Source organism: Legionella wadsworthii DSM 21896 = ATCC 33877, assembly GCF_000701265.1.
Taxonomy (GTDB): Bacteria; Pseudomonadota; Gammaproteobacteria; order Legionellales; family Legionellaceae; genus Legionella; species Legionella wadsworthii.
Map to the genome: position 1 here is coordinate 161,843 of NZ_KL370759.1, position 19,256 is coordinate 181,098.

Here is a 19,256-nt window from a genome sequence, read left to right on the forward strand (position 1 = left end):
TAAAATTAACAACTAAGTGCCGCAAAAAGTTTGATAAACCCTTTCCTCAGGTAACGGCAAATCTTGCAATTTTTCGGTATTTTTCTGTTGTTGATAAGGATTTTTCAAGACAGCTAATAGTGTATTCATTAAAGTGTTGTCCTGGTTTTCAACCAGATTCTTTATGGCTTTTTCAACCAGGTGATTTCTTGGAATATATGCAGGATTTACTTGGTTCATCTCGTTTTTTATTGTATGGATATCTAAATGTTGATTTTTAATATGGGTTAACCACTCGGAAACCCAGAGTTCACTTTTCGATTGATCACCTAATGTTTTGATTAATTCTTTTTGCTGACGCGCACAATCGATAGCTTGGCTCATCAGCCTAAATGTATTGGTATAATCAGGTTTGTATTGTTGTAACAGCCCAAAAAAATTTTTAATTAATTCCGTTGATGGAAAATTTTCTTGGAGAATTCCTATTTTTTTTCTTATTTTTTGATTCCAATACTGGGAAAAAATTCCTGTAAATGAGTTGAGAGCTTCCTGAATTTGTTCGAGGGCATCTTTGTTGTTCAATAAGGGAAGTAAGGTTAGGCTCAATTGGGCCAAATTCCATTTTGCAATTGTAGCCTGGTTTCCAAATGCATAGCGTCCCCCTCGATCAATAGAGCTGAATACAGTTCCAATATCAAATTCATCCATAAAAGCACACGGGCCATAATCGATCGTTTCACCTGAAATGGTCATATTGTCTGTATTCATAACCCCATGAATAAAACCGACTCCCATCCAATCCGCAATAAGTCTTGCTTGCCTGTCCACTACCTTCTTAAAGAACTCAAGATAAGGATTTGCACTGGCAATGAGCTCAGGATAATGACGTTCAATTGCATAGTTTGCCAGAGATCGCAGTAATTGAAAGTTATCCTTTTGAGCCGCAGCATATTCAAAGGAGCCCACTCTTAAACTACTGGATGCAACACGAGTTAATACCCCTAATGGTACAGGTCCGTCTTGCCTTAATATCATCTCTTTACTTGCTACAGCAGCCAGGCAACGAGTGGTTGGAATGTTTAAACCATACATGGCTTCACTTATCAAATATTCTCTTAATACAGAAGAGAGTGGGGCTCTACCATCACCCATTCGAGAAAACATGGTTTTTCCTGACCCCTTAAGTTGAATATCCCAACACTTTTCATCATGGCTGGATATTTCGCCAATAAGCACGGCACGCCCATCGCCCAAAAGAGGAACATAGTATCCAAATTGATGTCCTGAATAGGCTAATGCAATACTTTTTAAATGTTTTGGAACAGTGTTTCCAGCATAGAAGGATATCATCTCCTTTTTATTGGAAAGAGGACAATTGTGTGGGGCAAGGTAAGAAGCTAGTTCATGATTGAATAAAAGTAAATATGGATTTTCAATGGGTGTGGGCTCAATCACTTCATAAAATTGAGAGGGTAATTCTAAATAAGAGCTGCGGCGGATATAAGGTATTAGATTGAGTAAGTTCATAGATATTTTAAAAATTCTTTAATTGAATGGATGTAAAATCTTAAATAAAGACAAGCTTTGATGTCGCTGTAATAATTTCAGATTCCTAATAGCTATTATAGTGCTTACCGCTTTTTAAAGCGATTTTCTTTACTGATTGGTTAATCGGTAAATTAATAGAGCTGCACGTTGAGTTTGTATTGTTAAGGAAGGTATTTCCAGAGTTTCTTTTGCAGAATGTGCTCCTGTTCCTACGGGTCCTAATCCTGCTAATCCTCCCTCTACAAGGGATGCAATATGCGATATATCGCCTGCACCTCTCGAACCGGGATCCAGAGGCAGTACCATTCCTTGTCCTAAATCTTCGCTGACTTTGCCATAAAGCCGTAATAAGGATTCATTCGCAGTAGAAGGGGGCATACTGGGTATTCCTTCTTGAAACTTGATAGAAGATGAGGTACCTGGCAAGTGATCTGCAACAACATCCGTAATCTTTTTTTCGGCTTCATTTTTTTGATCTTCTGTAATAAAACGTAAATCTCCATTCGCTGTCGCAATTTTTGCAATAACATTTCCTTTGCCAAATACCTCACCCTCACTGTTATTTATAGGTTTAATCGTTGTACCACCTAAAATTAAAGCGGGATTAAAAGTTAAAAAGTGTTCTCCGCTGAGTTTAGTACGCATGGTATTAAGAATTCTCACTAATTCAAAAATAGCGCCATAACCTGCTTTTTTTTGAAAAATTTCAGAGGAATGCGCCTCATTACCAGTAGCTTCTATGGTCCAGTGGATAATACCTCGACGAGCAACGGTTGCTGTATCTTGAGTTATGGACCACTCAAAATCTAAAGCGATCTCACTATTTTTTGCTGCATCCATCAAAGGCTTTCTTGAAATGGAAGTGGGCTTTCCTGAATCCTCTTCATCTCCAGTCAGCACAACCGTTATAGTAGCGTCATCTAAAGCATGCACTTCTTTCAAAGCTTCTAATGCATAAAGGAGAACAACGACGCCTCCTTTATCATCTATAACTCCTGGACCTGTAGCAAATAACCCTTTTTGTTCAAAATGTTTAAATGAATTGTTTGCGGGAAATACCGTATCGAGATGACCTATTAACAATAATTTTTTAGCTTTGCGCCCATGATGTTGTGCAACTAATGTTCCTGCCCGGTGCATATAGGATGGTTCATTAATCCAAAAAGTTTTAAATCCAAGTTGGTCCAGACGTAGACGCACTATATTTCCCACTTTGTCTATACCTTTCAGGTTTGTCGTTCCACTGTTTGTATTGACTAACTTTTTCAATAATACAAGCTGTTTTGAAGATTGCTGAGAAATATATTGGACCATTTCGCTTTCTATCGCAGTGAGATTATTGGCATTTGCGTTTTGTAGCAGATTGAATATAAGGAATGAAATGCCAAAAAATTTACTCATCGATTTATTTTCCACTTTGTTTTTGGAAAGTAATCATACACTGTTTGTGAGTAAAAATTAGAATAAAATTTTTGTTTTTTGATTTGGTATTTAAGACTGGTTTATTAAAACAAGGGTACGTTCACATGGGGGATAACCTTGTTGAAATATTTCCTTGAGTATTCGATCACAACGGCAAGCCAGTGTTTCAAAATTTGTACATGCTCTGTCTTGATGCCAAAGGAAAAAAGCAGCTTCTCGGAATAAGGTGAGACTTGATGCCAATTTTTTGGCATCTGTATCCCCATGCATTAGGGTTACAATAGGCGTATTTCTTTTTAATTGCTGTTCCAGTACCTGCGTAATTGCATCATAATTTTGAAAGAGTATTGTATTCTGTAAATATTCACAGGCTTCTTTAAAATTCAGAATACCAAATTGGTGCGCTATTGGGCTAAAACCAAGCTGTTTGAGCTGAGGAAATATATACCATATCCAATGACTCAACTTCCTTCCAGAGTTTAGTTCCTGATAAGCTTGCTGGAATGCAATATATCCATCTACACCCTGTTGTGCATCAATAAAACGTTGCATACTGTCCATAAGAAAGCCTTAATGAGTACTTAGTATCCTACTGGTTTAGCTCTTGCTTTAGGACAACCTGGAAGTAAATGCTTACTTCAAAGCCCGTCGGTAATGGGCTTCTTGTAAACGCAGAGCAAATTTTTCGTCCGACTCACCTGGCTCGGCTTGTAGCTCATCCAGATTTTCAAGATTTTCAATTTTGTTTTTAACTTTAGAAAAAAAACCTGGAGTAGATGCTGCGTCCATTAATTCTCTTACATTTCTTCGATACGCCCCAACTTTATCGCCTTCCTGTTGCGTGCTTACAGTAGCTTCTATGATTTGTTCTTCTTTAGGTGACAGTTCTTTATGATGCAGAGGAGGGATATCAGCCTCGACATCGAGATCAAAATGCTCTTCTTTAGCTTTTGGCAATCGTTGTATACTCGTTGTCCAATGTGCATTACCTTCATTATATAATGTCACCGTAGGATATAAGGGATTATCACGTCCGTCCATTTGACCTACTACATGCAGATTGACATGAAGCTGATCCGCTATTTCTTTTAAGTCATAATGGGTAGCCCATCTTCCTTGTTCTTCAATCTTTTCCACACCCTTTAAAATAATTGAGTCGGGATTTGCTTCTTTATTTAAAATAATGTCTCGGACTAAAACTTCTTTTATATAGTCCTTTTCTATTTTTTGCGCTTCTTTAGCACCTTTATTTTTAATCCTGGCTTCAATGACTTTAGCAGTTTCTTCTGCCAGTCTGCGAACTTCCGGAGAAAAAGCCAATTCATTAAATTGGCTTATTTTAGCCAATGAGTCTTTCCCCCTGTCCAGGTAAAAATCAACTATTTCTGCAAATTTGCAATATATAGGGGTTGAGTCAATTTTGCCACGCTCATCTTGTAACACATCTTCTGCTGATAACCTGAAAATAGGCTCATTTTGATAAATATTGCATGCGATACTCCGCAAACTCATTTGTAGTTTGAACATGAGCTCGCGATGTTCTTTTTTATAATTACCAGAGGAGGTGTATAACTCATTTAAATCAATACCAAGAATTTCTTCCAGGTCGACTAATCCTGGACTTTGTACTTTCCAATGTTGATAAATGGTACTAGTTTCAGTAAGCGCATGCTGTTTTTGAATGATATCAATTAATCCTACAGCCAAGGCATAAAACCCACAATCGCCGCCTCCTGGATTATCGATTTTAATACGATTTGGCCTTTTTATTTTGCTTAGCATGATATCTGCTCTATGGTTACTGTATATAAGGAAAATTATACAGGATAAAAATTAAGTAATTATTATGTGTTTCATTTTACCAAAAATATCCAATATTGAACACCCAAGAGTTACTGAGGTTCTTTCATCTTTATCCATTTTTTTATTTCACCACGCGTTTCATCGATTACTTTGATCATTTGTTGATATAATTTTTCTAATAAATCACGTTGTCCTAATTTCCTGTAACCTTCTAAATATTGGCATGCCATTTTCAATCGGAAGGCGCCAACATAAACAACTCCTCCTTTGAGCTTATGGGCTAGTTTTTGAATTTTTTCCCAATCATAGTCATCATGTGCTTTCATGAGTTGTTCCATATCTTCTTCTAATGATTGATGGAGCATGAGCTTTAGCATCTCGCAAAGAGTCGATTCTGTACCTGTTGTTTTAATCCCTTCTCGGATATCTAGTATTGGAAATTCTGTTAATTCAAAAAGCTGCTCTTCTGTTGATGGAAAATCAATGAAGTGATCTTTAGTAAGTATTCCTTTTTCCCGATTTATAGATGGGATAAAACTATTCAGAATATCATGGCAATTTTTTTGGGTTAAAGGCTTGCTAAGTACCGCATTCATCCCGGATTCAATACAGCGCTGTTTGTTTTCTTCCCCAATATGGGCTGTTAGGGCCACGATGGGTGTGTGAAGATTTTTTGCGATTTCCTGGACACGAATGTGGTGGGTTACCTGATAGCCATCCATATCAGGTAAACCGATGTCCATAAAGATTAAATCATATTTATTTTTCTTCCAGTACTGTAATGCAGATTGGCCGTCCACGGCTAAATCTACATGACAATTACAGCGATTCAGCATTTCTTTTGCTATCGTTTGGGCAATGGTATTGTCTTCAACAAGTAAAATGCGGTACTTAAATGGTTTGGTCACTGAATTCCTGCTTTCATTGTTGTTTTTAAATTTCGATTCATAGCTTGGAATATCGGTTTCAATAAGATCTTGCTCAATACCTGTGTCATCTTCCAAAAGAGCTGTTTTCAGGGGGACAATGCACGTAAATTTTGTACCTTTTGCAATGGAACTCTCAACATAAATCTCTCCTTCTAATTCATCAATAAACTGTTTGATGACCGCAAGCCCTAGTCCCGCTCCTTTATAGATACCTTTGTAGGAAGGGGTTAAACGTTTAAATTGCAGAAAAATTTCTTGTTGTTTGTCTTTAGGTATACCCATCCCACTGTCTTCAACAATCAATTTAATGACCACTTCCCGATTCTCCTTTTTTGCCAATTCTGCTGACAATCGGACATATCCTGTGTCAGTAAAATTTAAAGAGTTGGCAACCAATTCTAGTAAAATGCGATGGATACGCACGGGGTCACCAATAAGATATAGGGGTATAGCAGTATCAAAATTCATGGATAAATTGAGATGTTTTGCAGCAGCTTTGGCTTTATTCAGATCAATAACGTGTTGAATAATCTTTTTTAAAAGGAATTTTTTTCGTACTTTAGGCACTTCCCCGGAACTTACATGGATTGCCTCAAGAACTTCATCCATAAAATCAAGCAAAGCATGGCTTGAAGCCACCAAATTGTCTGCATATTCTTTAATCTGGGTGTCATTTGCTTCAGATTTAATCAGATCTGCAAATCCAACAATTCCTGTGAGGGGCGTGCGAATATCATGGCGCATGTTTTCAAGAAATTCTGTTTTTGCAAGGTTTGCTGCTTCAGCTTTCTCTTTAGCTATTTTCAGTTCGGCTTCAATTTTTTTCCTATCAGTAATATTAATTGAAATACCCAGTACTCCGGTTACTTCGCCTTTTTTATTACGCATAGGTGATTTATGGCTTAGGAAAATGGCATTTTTACCGTTCACCAAAGCCACTTCTTCAATAATTTCTGTTTCGCCTGTTTGCATAATATAAAGATCATTTTGGCGAAATAACTGGGCTTGGTTTTCTCCCCAGGGTAAATCGAAATCTGTCTTACCTATCAGTTCATAACCATATTGAAATCCCACACTTTGCGCTTGCCGATTGTTACACCCAAGGTACACTCCATTTTTATCTTTCCAATAAACGTGTCCAGGCATACTGGCTAACATGTTTTCTAATGTTGAAAGAGTATTTTCCTGACTTGCAAGCAGGTCTGCTTCTTGTTGTTTTCTGTGGGTTATATTCAGGGAAATTCCGATAATACCCATCACCTTTCCTTGGGCATCATGCAAGGGTGTTTTTCGCGTTAATACAACGACTTGTTTTCCATTAGCTATGGTTCCAGTTTCTTCTAACTCTAAGGAAGAATTTAAGGTCATGACTTTCAGGTCATTTGCACGGATGGTATCAGCAGAAGCGGCCCAGGGCAGATCAAAATCTGTTTTACCCACGATGGATGTTACGCCTGCCATCTCCAGCATGGTGTCATTACACCCTAAATATACTCCACTCCTGTCTTTCCAGTAGATACTACCAGGCAATTCTTTTATGATGCTTGCGAGAATAGAGGGGTTTGCTTCAACAATTGATGGAGCAGATGATTTTTTTAAATTACTGCTTTTCATTTTGGGTTTCTTTTCTGCCATAAGCTGCTCTCATTTTATTCTTAAAGTTATAGACCTTATAAGGACTCCATACAAGATTAAAGAGTGATTTAATGAACCTATTTCATTTTTTAAGTGCATTTTATTTTTCTTGATAAATTTTCTTCCTAAGCCTTTAATTAAAGATGGTTTGTTTTACTGGGAGCAAGCAATGCCGGTTAGTAAAGAATGCATGAAACTACTACAAAATATGGTAGATCATTATGGACTGGAAGGGAAAGCGGATAAGGATTATGGAGCACTCCATCATTTATTAAAAGATTTTTTACTTCTCGTCATACAGCATCAACAAAATCATAAAGATGAACGCGTTATTGCTTTTTTAAGTAATTCGGCGCTCATTTTAGAAGAGAATTCCTGTTTTGTAGCGGCATGCAGAAAAATGATCCTGGATTATCATCAAAAAACACATGCTTTAGATTCCATGCTGGATATGGATTTAAACATTCATTCCGAATTGGATGAATCTTGGGGAAAATTTCACGAATCCAACCCTATACCATCTTTAGAACCTTCACGGTTCTTTCAAGAATTGCAAATTGCGGTTGCGAAACGGGCACAAAGAATGGTTGAGAGAGATGTAATAAAATCTAATCCATAATGGCATTGTCCGAATATGGATTATCTCAATAAAACGAGCTCCTCTTATTACCCCAAAAGAGCTCGAATAATTTTTAATTTCCATTGAGTATATGGTCTATATTTTACTGGAAGTTCGAACCAAAAAGGTCGCTTTAATATACTTTTGAAATGACTAAATGTATTGAAACCAGCTTCGCCATGGTAACTTCCCATGCCACTTTCTCCAACACCACCAAAGGGTAGGTTGGAATTGCTGATATGCATGATGACATCATTAATACAACCTCCTCCAAAGGAGATATCTTGTAAAATCTTGTTTTGTACCTGGGTATTTTTTCCAAAGACATACAGAGACAGAGGACGGGGCCTGGCTTTTATTTCATTGATAACAAGCTGCAGATCAGTAAAAGGGATTACAGGTAAAATTGGACCAAAAATCTCTTCTTTCATGACGTCATCTGTAAAACTGACATCTTTAAGAATGGTGGGTTCAATATAGTTTTCTGACTCGATGACTATGCCCCCTGCATAAATTTTTTGGGGATCGATAAGCTGTTTTAGACGTTGAACATGTTTTTGATTAATAATCCTAATGTAACTTTCACTTTCGAGAGGATTCGGGCCGATGACTTCTTTAATTTGTTGTTTCAGTTCCTCCAGGAAAGATGGATAGATGGCTTTTTCAACTAAAAGATAATCCGGTGCAATACAGGTTTGTCCTGCGTTTAAAAATTTACCCCATACAATTCTCTGCGCGGAGATTTTGGGATCTGCATCAGCAAAAACCAGGCAAGGACTTTTGCCGCCTAATTCTAAAGTAACTGGGGTTAAGTGTTCTGCAGCAGCTTTTGCGACAATTTTTCCTACGGCGGTACTGCCGGTAAAAAATATTTTATCAAAACGAAAACCCAGAAGCTCTTGTGTTATTTCAGCACCGCCTTCTGCAACATACAAATAAGCTGGATCAAAGTTTTGATTAATAATTTGAGCCAGGACAGAAGAAGTATTTTTGGGTAATTCACTTGGTTTGATAATACACGTATTTCCTGCTGCCATAGCTGCAACTAAAGGGCTTAACGTGAGTTGATAAGGGTAATTCCATGCACCAATAATTAATGTTGTGCCATAAGGTTCAGGAAGGATAAAACTTTTACCAGGCTGAAGAACCAGTAAAGTCCGCGCGGGTTTGGGTTTTGCCCATTTGTAAACGGTTTTGATGGCCTTATCAATCTCATGATAGGTAAGGGCAAGCTCCGTTAAGTAAGTTTCAAAGGGAGATTTTTTGATATCCGAATAAAGTGCGTTGTATAAATTTTGTTCATTTTCCTTTAGAATTTTTTTTAGTTTTTGGAGTTGTTGAATACGGAAATCAATGGCTTTAGCTTGTCCGATTGTTGCAAATTTTCTCTGCTCTTCAACAACAGTGTGAATATTCATGAATGCACCTGGAATAAGAATTTATTATTTATCAGTAAAATAAATCATTCTAGTGAAGTCTCACTGTTTTAGCTAGGGATCTGTCTCTCGTAATCATTTTTTTTAAAGTATGGCTGGAGCGTCCCTACGCGCATGGCCAGTAATACTTCAATAGTCTTTAGGTCAAAATATCTTTGATGAGCAGTTATTTTATTTTGGGTAATGTTTGTCGACGTCCATCCATGGTTCAAATTCCACAAACCCTTATTATTGTTCAGATTTTTTTCAAGTCAATTGGATAAGATGCGCGAGTTGCTGTGCATCATGCGGCGCAACGGCCTTTTGATCATTATCTAAATAGCAAAAAATTCGTTTTACCTGTTTTTGCCAATGTGCAAATTTTTGCGCGTAGTTTAAAAGAGTCCTTTCTTCATAATGGCCATAATATGGCTGAGGATTGGGTCCATGCAACCTGATGTAGATGAAGTCACTGGTTATAATTTCAGGGCATTGATACCCTCTATAATCGTAAAAACAAAGTGCAATATTATTTTTTGCAAGTAAATTATATATTTCATCACACAGCCAAGTTTTATTTCTGAATTCAAACGTGTATTGAAACGAATCCGGTAAAAGATTTATAAAAATTTCCAATCGCTTAGAATTCATCGGCCAATAAGGAGGAAGTTGAAATAAAATAGGTCCTAATTTTTCATCAAATTTTTCTAAAACTTGAAGCAAATAATTCACGCTTTCTTGAGCATCTTTTAACATTTTTACATGGGTTAAAAAGCGACTGGCTTTACATGAAAAAATAAATTGACCGGGAGTCATTTCTTTCCATTTCTCCACTGATTTTATGCTAGGTACTCTATAAAAACTGCTGTTTAGTTCTACTGTATTGAAAATACTTGCGTAATAGGTCAGTTCATTTTTTGCTGCAAGAGATTTTGGATAGAAAATTTCTTTCCAACCTTCATAAACCCACCCTGAAGTACCTATATGAGCAAATGCCATGCCTGTCCTTGTGCAAATACTAATCGTGGTAAGAAATTCCTAACATATTTAAGCCGCGTTCAATGTCGTCAGCAACCATCGGCCTTGATAATAAATATTCCCCTGTATGTTCAGTAATTTCCTCCTGGGCGAAACTTAAAGCGTCTTCCCATTCATCTTGAGTGTAATCACCTCGACCTAGGTACATTAATGCTACTAGTGTTGCTTGTTGGTCTGAACGCAAGTTATTAATGTATTCAATGGTTTCTTGATAAACGGCATCATCTTGATGATCAGCTAATACATAAAGTGAATCCATATCATCTGTGACTTCAGGAAAACTGACTTCTTCTTTGACTTGAAATTGGCGCGCTTTATCAAGCAGATCACAAATTGTTTCTGTATCTAGATTCAACATGTTTCTCTCCTTATTTTATTTATGCTATTTGCTCCAATAATAATAGCTTAAATAAAAATATAGTTGATTCATCGCATTCCTCAAGCTTAGGAGTAAAAGAGCCTCAAATGATGACTCTCATATATCTCGAGTTTCTCGCTTTGAATGGTGATTGCTACAATGGGAGAATCAAAGAAAAAAGCTGTAGAACTCATCTGAGTTCTACAGCCAAAGTATAAGTATTAACATAGGTAAGGGGATAAAGTTTTTTCGTCTTCTGATTCCAGTTCGGTTTTAAAAGTCAATTGCGAATAGACATGATTATCTAACATATAAACGGTTGAAAGAACTTGGCTTTCAAATAATGACATCAGCTGTCTTCGAGTTATTCTATCAGCTAAGTCATTAATTTGAGTTCGCAACATAATTAAACCTTGCCAATCAAACTTGTTTTTCCTTTCAATACTAAAATTACTATTGAGGTCTTTAGCGCTACTCTCGAATTGACCAATTGTTTGGATTATAAGTGCAAATTGCTTTATGTCAGATGCAAAATTAAATCTGCAAGCAATTTTAGGATGATATCCAGCAATTTGTTTAAAAATGTTATCCTGATAGCGCTGCATCAGTTTAACTTTTTCATTGTCCATAGGCAGTTGTTTTATTGATCGATGGACTTGAGAAAGAAATGAAAAATCAAGTGTTAACGACTTTTCAAAATATTGGGCTTTGCTGCGGCAATAATCTATTACGGTTTGTTCTAATAGCTGTAAATTTTTTTCTATCATATTATTTTCTTATATAGTTTTTAAGTCGGCAAATTGTACCTAGTTTTTAGTTGAAATCAATGTTGTTTTTATGTACACGATAGATAAATTTTATAAAAAAAAATTTATCTTATTTTGGAAAAAAAATATGAATAAATAGAGAAATTTAATTGCTTTATTCAAGACAATAACTATATTTAATATATTATTTCACTTAATTCTTTGATGAAATGCTACGGAGGGTATTCACATGAAAAGTCCAAATGAAAAACCATCATTCAATCTAAATGGTGAGCAAGAGTCTGCAACAAGCCAATTTATAGAAGAAAGTAAGAAAAAGGCAAGTGAGTTGTATGATGAAGGAATGAATAAAGCTGCTGAAGTAGGAGAAAGTGTCAAGGAATATTCCGATCGTGTATTAATGAAAGTACAGGAAAATCCTTTAACTTCCATTTTAATTGCTGGCGGTATCGGTTTTCTTCTATCTCGTTTAATGAAAAAATAATGGAAGCGCTAAAACAATTAGAAGCATTGATTACTGCAAAGATCTCAGTAATCAAAACAGTTTGTTCATTAATCCGTCTTGAAGCAAGACTGGCCGGACTTAGTGTACTGCCTTTGCTGGTGAACGTATGCCTTTTATTCGTTGTATTGCTTACCATATCGTTCACCGTGACATCCTTGATAGGATGTCTCGTGTACATTATGTCCGGGTATTTTGTGGTTTCTGCTTCTAACCGTTTTTTAATTTCTATTGTTGTAGTGTTGCTGCTCAATGTAGGATTTTTAATTGGTTTGATAAAATATTTATCTTTCAATATTAAAAATATGAGTTTTCAAAAAACCCGAAATTATTTTTCACAAACGAGAGTTCAACATGAAAAACTCGAGGAAGCAGATAATAGCGCAAATTGAATTGCTTGATAGAGTATTATACGCTCAGCAAAATGAGGTCATGGAGCATGAAGAATATTTTGAAAAAACCAAAATAACCCTGAATTATTTCAAAACGATAGCACTTCTGGTCACTGCCTTTTTAGCGGGATGGACAATAGATCGCATGCAAATGGGCAATAAAGTGATGCGTCAATTAGTGGATGTTGGAAAATTGGCTTTGCTTACATCTGCTAAAACAACATTAGTTTCCCTATTTAATAATAATGGCAGACCGAATTAATCGACCTACCAAATAGGTCGATCTGAGGCAGAATAACCTCCATCAATAGTTATCATAGATCCTGTGATAAAATCAGACCCTTTTGAAGCAAGGAATACAGCTAAAGGGCCAATATCTTGAGGAAGCCCCCATCGTCCTAAGGGTGTTCTTTTTCTGATTTCATCACCCCGGGGAGTTTGAGGTAATGAACCATTGATGGCGGTTTCAAACCAACCTGGTAAAATAGCATTTACTTGGATGTTCCATGGGCCTAGTTCTAAGGCTAGCGAACGAGTTAGACCCAATATACCTGTTTTTGTCGTAGCATATCCTATCGAATTAGGATGGCCAAATAGAGAATACATAGAACCCACATTAATGATCTTCCCATAACGTTGGTTCTTCATAAGACGAGAAGCATTTTGAGAGCAAAGAAAAACCGAACTAAGATTGGTTCGGATAAGATAATCCCAGTCCTTCAGTGAAAGTTCTGAAAGATGCTGATCTTCATAGGTTCCAGCATTGTTAATTAAAACATCTAATTTCTTGTATTTTTGGAATATGGTTTGGAAACCCTGCTGAATACTTTCTTCACTGCTCACATCCATAATAAGCGGGATTAAATCTTTTGATTCGGCTTGCTTTAGCTTTTCCTGATTTCGACCGCAGACTATGACTTGAGCACCCGACTCACGCAGGGCGAGTGCCATGGCCAGGCCTAAGCCCCCATCTCCACCTGTAACTAAAGCAACCTTTTTATCCAAATCATTCTTTGTTTTCATAATAATCATGTACTTTTTGAATTGCGGTTAAGAAATCATCCAGATCGTTCCTTTCTAAAGTGGGTGATAATGCGATGTCAAGATAAGATCCAATATGCTTAAAACTTTTGGGGTGAAGATTGGGAATTTCTGCTTTGGGAACATTCTCGAATAAGTAAGACCAGTCCCAAAATCTGCGTACATTGGTTTTATTAAGATCTCCCAGGGCTTTGGTGTCGATTCCCTCTGCAGTAAGTGCTTCGGCAAACCAACAGCAGTCTTCTATAGACCCGTCTAATTCCAAAAGTAAATTATCCCCCAGAGGGAATGCTGTTTCATGCCAACTTTCTCTAGGCCTTAGACATCTCAAATGTTCCATTCCTTGTCTCACATAAGAATAATTTTGTGATAGTAAACCAAGGCGTTTGTCTAGTTTCTTTAATTGGGACAAACCCAAAGCACCACGAATTTCATCGAGACGGAAATTAAATACAGGAATGGATGTAAAATCAATGGCGCATTGTTGATTTAAAAAATGTTTTTCAAACATGCGTTCATAAGCTCCTGACAAAATAACGCATTTTAAAAAGAGATCCTTGTCATCCGTTAATATAAATCCTCCTTCCCCTGTATTGAGTGATTTATCTGATTGAGTACTAAAGGCCCCGGCAATACCATAGGTACCCAGATATTTATCCTCTAATTTACATCCAAGGCTAGGGACAGCATCTTCTATGACAGGAACACCATGCCGTTGCGCCAGCTCCAGAATCTGGGGAAGGGGTGCAGGAAAACCCCTCATGTGCACTACAACTAAAGCTTTCATTTGTGTAATTTTTTTCTCGAGGTCTGCCATATCAATATGGAGATTGCGATCGACCTCAATAAGAAGGGGCTTCAATTTGGCTTGAATAATCGCACTAGGCGTGGCAGTGAAGGAATATGCAGGGCATCCCACCAATGAATCATTCGGTAAGTCAAGGGCCATGAGGGGTAATGAAATGGCAGCGGTGCCTGAGCTTACAGCCAGAGCATATTCAGAGCTGAAATATTCTTTTAATCCTTCTTCAAATTGGCCTACTCGGGTGTGTTTAAGCTCACGATTGTCATAACGAAACAAACGTTTGCTTTTAATGACCTCTAAAACCAACTCCATATCTTCATCATCAATTATCACATTGCCCTTATCGTAAGTTGGCCAAGGTTTGTCGCGAATGGGAGAACCGCCGTGTACTGCTAATTTTTCGAAAGAAAGGTTTTCTCTTCTAATGCTACTACTCATATTACTTGTCTCCATGAATGCTGTTAGGATTGCAGATTTTATTTGCTACTTTTTATCAAGCCACAAACGAAAGCGAACTAAAGATTTATTTCCAAAAAACTATCTTATTGTTACGATCCCCCTCAAAAAAAAATTGAAATGGAGTGCCTTTTTCTCATCCAAAAATCACATTCTTCACCTTTGGTGGGCACAAATAACGTTTATAAAAAATAACCTAGGAAATTGAGATGAATTCACTGAAAGAAAGGTTTTATAATCGGGTCCTGAATGTATAAAAACACCTGCAAGCATATTTTCCTCGGAGTCTTTAAAAAAAATATCTATCATTGAATTTTTAAAATATTCCCTGTCGATACGATGAAGCGCAATAGATGGGCAAAGAGTTACAAAAAATATCCAATAAATTCTCATTTTTGATTATTTTAGGCTTAACTCATCGTCCCGGCTCAAAAAACTATAAATTCAATTATAGAGCATAAAGTATAAAAAATGGACAATAAATTAAATAAAAATTTTAAAATGGCAGGAAGTTAGTTAAAAGACAGAATTTGTAAAAAAAATAAAGGTCTTATTTCTTACGCCTTATTATTTTAGAAGCAAGTATTTATTTTCAATTGAATGGAGCACAATACATGAATTCCATAAGAAATTTAGGGATTCGTTGCGCCAACCAGTCTTGTTTTTTTTCCGCAATAAACCCTACATGTCCTCCATGTTTACTTAATTCCAGAACAATATCTGAAGACAACTCATTTTTACTAGGAATGATATCTGGCGTCATAAACGGATCATCTAAAGCGTGAATAATTAATGTAGGGGTGGCGATTTGGGATAAATACTGCCGCGAACTGGATTTTTTATAGTAATCTGCCGCGTTAACAAACCCATGTAAAGGAGCGGTAATTTGTTCATCAAATTCATAAAGATTTTTTATTGAGTACAATTTCTCTTTTGTGAGGGGTAATTCCTTGTTAATGACATCTAATTTCAGCAAGAAACTGGTTCGTAACTTGTCAATTAAATGCGACTGATAAATTCTGGAAAATCCTTTATTGATCCTTTGGACCACGTTGTGCAGTTGGAAAGGGACTGAGATGGCTATGGCTGCATCGATTAAATTTTGGGAACCTGTTTCACCGAGCCATTTAAGTAAGATATTTCCTCCTAATGAAATCCCTACAACTGCTTTTTTGGTGTTGGGTTCCCTTAGTTTGAGTTCATTGAGAAAATATGCGAAATCCGATGTATCCCCTCCATGATAAGAGCGGGGGAGACGATTAGGTTCACTTGCCCCGCGTAAATTCATCAAGACAGCACGATACCCTGATTGATTAAATGCATTAATTAAAGTGGTCACGTAAGCTGAATTGATATCACCACCTAATCCATGAAGTAGGATGACTAAAGGAGAAGTACTCTTTAAACCGTTAGTTTTCCACGCTAAATCAATAAAGTCCCCATCTGGTAATTCGAGCCGTTCGAAGGAATCTACATGAATATTTTCTTTATGAGTTAATGTGCGGTACAGAGTTTGCCCGTGGTTATTGATGAGCCACCAGGCAGGTTTAAAATCGCTGTTTATGATCATTCTCTGATACCTAAATTTATAAGGACAACTTTTACTGTTCACTTAATTGATAAGTATAAGTGAATAAGAAAGGATAATAAATGGAGACTAGGAGTTTAAATTTTTAAGTACTTGATAAGAAAGATTATTATTTTATTTTTATCAAATTATTTCGGAGCGTTTACAATGGAGTTTTTGCAAAAACAGTCGACCAAATGATCATTCACCATCCCAATTGCCTGCATATAGGCATAAATAATTTTTGATCCGACAAAACTCATTCCCCTCTTTTTCAAGTCTTTAGATAGAGCATCGGATTCTTGTGTATGTGTCGGAATGTCTTGCATGCTTTTGGGATAATTGATTTTTGGTTTTCCACCCACAAATTGCCATACATATTTGTCGAAGGAACTGAACTCTTCCGCAATTTTTAAAAAAGTTATTGCGTTTTTACGTGCAGAAAATATTTTAATGCGATTGCGAATTATCTCTGAATTAGTCATTAATTCATGTAATTCTTCATCCGACATAACCGCTACATCTTTTGGATTAAATTGTTTGAACGCCTTTCGATAAGCTTCGCGGCGTTTGAGAATGGTTTCCCAGCTTAATCCCGCCTGAGCGCCTTCTAACAGAAGCATTTCAAAGTGTTTTTGGTCCTGATGAACGGGAATACCCCATTCCGAATCATGGTACTGTTGATAAAAAGATTTGCCAATGCCTACCCAGGGACAACGGTTCATGATGAATGATTCTCCATCGTAATTTAGACTCTGATTTTATTTAAGTTTTTTTCTGGCTGCAAGCAAGTGTCATAATCTAATATGCCTACCCATTGGATTTGTCCAGGTGTATGGCTTTAGATGAATTTATGGATCCCGCGGACAAGCCGCGGGACGTTGGCAGCAGAAAGGATAGATTAGAGAGGTAGGAGCAAGGTCGCAAAAGGTTTGGAGCAGGGTGGCAAAGGTTTGGAGGAAGGTGGCAAAGGTTTGGAGGAAGGTGGCAAAGGTGGAGGAAGGTGGCAAAGGTGAGGGCGAAGCTACAGAGGTTGAAAAGGAAGGTTCTTAACCACCCTATCTCTGCCTACGCCCCGCGGCGTGTCCGCGGGGTCGAGAATTGAATTGATTCCTGGATGACAAGGAGCAAAATCTGTTGCGACATAGGAAGAGTAAGATTTGAAATGTTGTCATCCAATTTATTTATTATTAAATGGCTGTTGATTAGCGAAATATTTTTTCGTCTTGTATTTGTTCAGGAATGCCTTAAAATTCACTACAAAGCTACCATTATAATATTTAGAGAATTTCATGTCCGATTTTTATCAGGATTTTAATACACGTCGTACTTTCGCGATCATATCTCACCCTGATGCGGGAAAAACAACAGTAACCGAGAAATTGCTTTTGTTTGGCGGTGCGATTCAGTTGGCAGGAACCGTGAAAGGGCGTAAGGCTGATCGGCATGCGACTTCAGATTGGATGGAGATGGAAAAAGAGCGGGGAATTTCGATTACGACTTCCGTAATGCAATTTGTCCATAACCAGCATGTGATGAACCTGCTTGACACCCCAGGGCATGAAGACTTTTCGGAGGATACCTATCGTACACTGACTGCAGTAGATTCAGCCCTCATGGTTATTGATGTTGCAAAAGGTGTCGAGGAGCGGACGGTAAAATTAATGGAAGTATGCCGTTTACGTGACACACCGATTATGACATTTATTAACAAATTGGATCGTGAAGGTCGCGATCCCATTGATTTGCTTGACGAAGTAGAGTCTGTTTTAGGTATTCAATGTGCACCGGTCACTTGGCCAGTTGGTATGGGAAAACGTTTTAAAGGGATTTACCACCGCTACGAGGATATAGTTTATCTTTACCAGCCCGGTAAAAATGCGCAAAAACAAGAAGCCACACAAATAAAAGGTTTAGACAATCCCTTATTGGACGAGTTATTAGGTGATAGCGCTCAGGAACTTCGTGACGAGATTGAGCTTGTGAAAGGTGCTTCTCATGAATTTAATCTGGAAGACTATTTAGCAGGTAAAATGACGCCGGTTTATTTTGGTTCAGCCATTAATAATTTTGGCATTAAAGAATTGCTGGATGATTACGTCCGGTATGCTCCTGGACCGCAATCCAGAGAAGCTCAAGAGCGAATTGTTTCTCCAAAAGAAGATGCTTTTTCCGGATTTGTTTTTAAAATTCAGGCCAATATGGATCCAAAGCATAGAGATAGGATTGCTTTTTTACGCATTTGTTCAGGCGCTTATAGAAAAGGAATGAAAATCAATCACTTACGGATAGGGAAAGAAGTACAGATCTCAAATGCTCTAACGTTCATGGCAGGCGATCGTTCTCACACAGAAATTGCCTTACCTGGAGATATTATTGGATTACATAATCATGGGACAATCCGTATAGGCGATACCTTTACTCAAGGTGAGCAATTAAAATTCACAGGCATTCCCAATTTTGCTCCGGAACTTTTCCGGTTGGTTCGTCTTAAAGATCCTTTGAAGAGTAAGGCTTTACTCAAGGGGTTAATTGAATTATCAGAAGAGGGCGCAACACAAGTATTTCGCCCCTTGAACAGCAATCAATTAATTCTTGGGGCAGTGGGCATTCTGCAATTTGATGTAGTGGCTCATCGATTAAAGCATGAATATAAGGTGGATTGTATTTATGAAACAGTGAATGTCGCCTGCGCTCGTTGGGTTTATTCTGATGATGATAAGGCAATGAATGAATTTCGAACTAAAGCATATGATTATTTGGCTTTGGATGGAAGTGATGCTTTGATGTATCTTGCGCCTACTCGAGTAAATTTAACGATGGCTGAAGAAAGGTATCCCAAGATTCAGTTCCATGGGACAAGAGAACATTAAAAAAGCGCTACATCATTCATTATTCTAAAGATTATAGCCGGTGAGCCCAGGTGAAATGCAGAATATCAACATCCTGGGTTTCGCAATGCTCACCCAGGTATTACTGT

At 37.4% G+C, this 19,256-nt stretch carries 18 protein-coding genes; 5 read left to right on the forward strand and 13 right to left on the reverse strand.

Annotated elements, in window-relative coordinates; genetic code table 11:
• Positions 1-12: 12 nt before the first annotated feature.
• The 5 genes from BU07_RS0106775 to BU07_RS0106800 all read right to left on the reverse strand — a co-directional run bounded on the left by BU07_RS0106775 (position 13) and on the right by BU07_RS0106800 (position 7,316).
• The gene (locus tag BU07_RS0106775; RefSeq protein WP_031564539.1) at positions 13-1,506 is read right to left on the reverse strand and encodes a protein adenylyltransferase SelO; all 1,494 of its coding nucleotides are present in this window, start codon (positions 1,504-1,506) and stop codon (positions 13-15) included.
• 129 nt (positions 1,507-1,635) lie between these two features.
• On the reverse strand, positions 1,636-2,928 hold the full coding sequence (locus BU07_RS0106780; protein WP_031564542.1) for a M20/M25/M40 family metallo-hydrolase: 1,293 nt from the start codon (positions 2,926-2,928) through the stop codon (positions 1,636-1,638).
• Between the two features lie 90 nt (positions 2,929-3,018).
• Positions 3,019-3,510, reverse strand: a complete 492-nt coding sequence (locus tag BU07_RS0106790; RefSeq protein ID WP_031564544.1) for a DUF1810 family protein — start codon at positions 3,508-3,510, stop codon at positions 3,019-3,021.
• A gap of 72 nt (positions 3,511-3,582) precedes the next feature.
• The gene (locus BU07_RS0106795) at positions 3,583-4,731 is read right to left on the reverse strand and encodes a hypothetical protein (protein ID WP_035899020.1); all 1,149 of its coding nucleotides are present in this window, start codon (positions 4,729-4,731) and stop codon (positions 3,583-3,585) included.
• A 110-nt stretch (positions 4,732-4,841) separates the two neighbouring features.
• Positions 4,842-7,316, reverse strand: coding sequence for a PAS domain-containing sensor histidine kinase (locus BU07_RS0106800; RefSeq protein WP_031564548.1), 2,475 nt, complete (start codon positions 7,314-7,316; stop codon positions 4,842-4,844).
• A 169-nt stretch (positions 7,317-7,485) separates the two neighbouring features.
• Between BU07_RS0106800 and BU07_RS0106805 the strand changes: the two genes are divergently transcribed.
• Positions 7,486-7,935 (forward strand): hypothetical protein, encoded by a 450-nt coding sequence (locus BU07_RS0106805; RefSeq protein ID WP_031564551.1) that lies wholly within the window; start codon positions 7,486-7,488, stop codon positions 7,933-7,935.
• A 47-nt stretch (positions 7,936-7,982) separates the two neighbouring features.
• Here the strand turns inward: BU07_RS0106805 and BU07_RS0106810 are convergent, their stop codons facing one another.
• The 4 genes from BU07_RS0106810 to BU07_RS0106825 all read right to left on the reverse strand — a co-directional run bounded on the left by BU07_RS0106810 (position 7,983) and on the right by BU07_RS0106825 (position 11,513).
• Positions 7,983-9,353, reverse strand: a complete 1,371-nt coding sequence (locus BU07_RS0106810) for an aldehyde dehydrogenase (RefSeq protein WP_031564552.1) — start codon at positions 9,351-9,353, stop codon at positions 7,983-7,985.
• A 264-nt stretch (positions 9,354-9,617) separates the two neighbouring features.
• Positions 9,618-10,349, reverse strand: coding sequence for a DUF72 domain-containing protein (locus tag BU07_RS0106815; protein ID WP_031564554.1), 732 nt, complete (start codon positions 10,347-10,349; stop codon positions 9,618-9,620).
• Between the two features lie 19 nt (positions 10,350-10,368).
• The gene (locus BU07_RS0106820; protein WP_031564556.1) at positions 10,369-10,746 is read right to left on the reverse strand and encodes a DUF3775 domain-containing protein; all 378 of its coding nucleotides are present in this window, start codon (positions 10,744-10,746) and stop codon (positions 10,369-10,371) included.
• A gap of 221 nt (positions 10,747-10,967) precedes the next feature.
• Positions 10,968-11,513 carry a hypothetical protein gene (locus BU07_RS0106825; protein ID WP_031564558.1) on the reverse strand — a complete coding sequence of 182 codons (546 nt, stop codon included), beginning with the start codon at positions 11,511-11,513 and terminating at the stop codon, positions 10,968-10,970.
• 229 nt (positions 11,514-11,742) lie between these two features.
• Here BU07_RS0106825 and BU07_RS0106830 point away from each other — a divergent pair, with 229 nt between their 5' ends.
• The 3 genes from BU07_RS0106830 to BU07_RS0106840 are packed head-to-tail and all read left to right on the forward strand — an operon-like array spanning position 11,743 to position 12,669.
• Positions 11,743-11,997 (forward strand): ElaB/YgaM/YqjD family protein, encoded by a 255-nt coding sequence (locus BU07_RS0106830; protein ID WP_031564560.1) that lies wholly within the window; start codon positions 11,743-11,745, stop codon positions 11,995-11,997.
• Positions 11,997-12,407, forward strand: coding sequence for a hypothetical protein (locus BU07_RS0106835; RefSeq protein WP_031564561.1), 411 nt, complete (start codon positions 11,997-11,999; stop codon positions 12,405-12,407). Before BU07_RS0106830 ends, BU07_RS0106835 begins: the two co-directional genes overlap by 1 nt.
• Positions 12,370-12,669: a hypothetical protein gene (locus tag BU07_RS0106840; RefSeq protein WP_031564564.1), complete on the forward strand. Its 300-nt coding sequence runs from the start codon at positions 12,370-12,372 to the stop codon at positions 12,667-12,669. Before BU07_RS0106835 ends, BU07_RS0106840 begins: the two co-directional genes overlap by 38 nt.
• A 5-nt stretch (positions 12,670-12,674) precedes the next feature.
• Here the strand turns inward: BU07_RS0106840 and BU07_RS0106845 are convergent, their stop codons facing one another.
• From BU07_RS0106845 to BU07_RS0106865, 4 genes are all read right to left on the reverse strand, one after another.
• Positions 12,675-13,430: an SDR family NAD(P)-dependent oxidoreductase gene (locus BU07_RS0106845; protein WP_031564566.1), complete on the reverse strand. Its 756-nt coding sequence runs from the start codon at positions 13,428-13,430 to the stop codon at positions 12,675-12,677.
• Positions 13,414-14,691 (reverse strand): DegT/DnrJ/EryC1/StrS family aminotransferase, encoded by a 1,278-nt coding sequence (locus BU07_RS0106850; protein WP_051635500.1) that lies wholly within the window; start codon positions 14,689-14,691, stop codon positions 13,414-13,416. Before BU07_RS0106850 ends, BU07_RS0106845 begins: the two co-directional genes overlap by 17 nt.
• Positions 14,692-15,301: 610 nt before the next feature.
• Positions 15,302-16,279 carry a hydrolase gene (locus BU07_RS0106860; protein ID WP_031564572.1) on the reverse strand — a complete coding sequence of 326 codons (978 nt, stop codon included), beginning with the start codon at positions 16,277-16,279 and terminating at the stop codon, positions 15,302-15,304.
• A 146-nt stretch (positions 16,280-16,425) separates the two neighbouring features.
• Positions 16,426-17,001: a DNA-3-methyladenine glycosylase I gene (locus tag BU07_RS0106865; RefSeq protein ID WP_031564575.1), complete on the reverse strand. Its 576-nt coding sequence runs from the start codon at positions 16,999-17,001 to the stop codon at positions 16,426-16,428.
• 567 nt (positions 17,002-17,568) lie between these two features.
• Here BU07_RS0106865 and BU07_RS0106875 point away from each other — a divergent pair.
• Entirely contained in the window at positions 17,569-19,149 is a 1,581-nt protein-coding gene (locus tag BU07_RS0106875; protein ID WP_031564577.1) for a peptide chain release factor 3, read from the forward strand.
• The last annotated feature ends 107 nt before the right edge of the window (positions 19,150-19,256 follow it).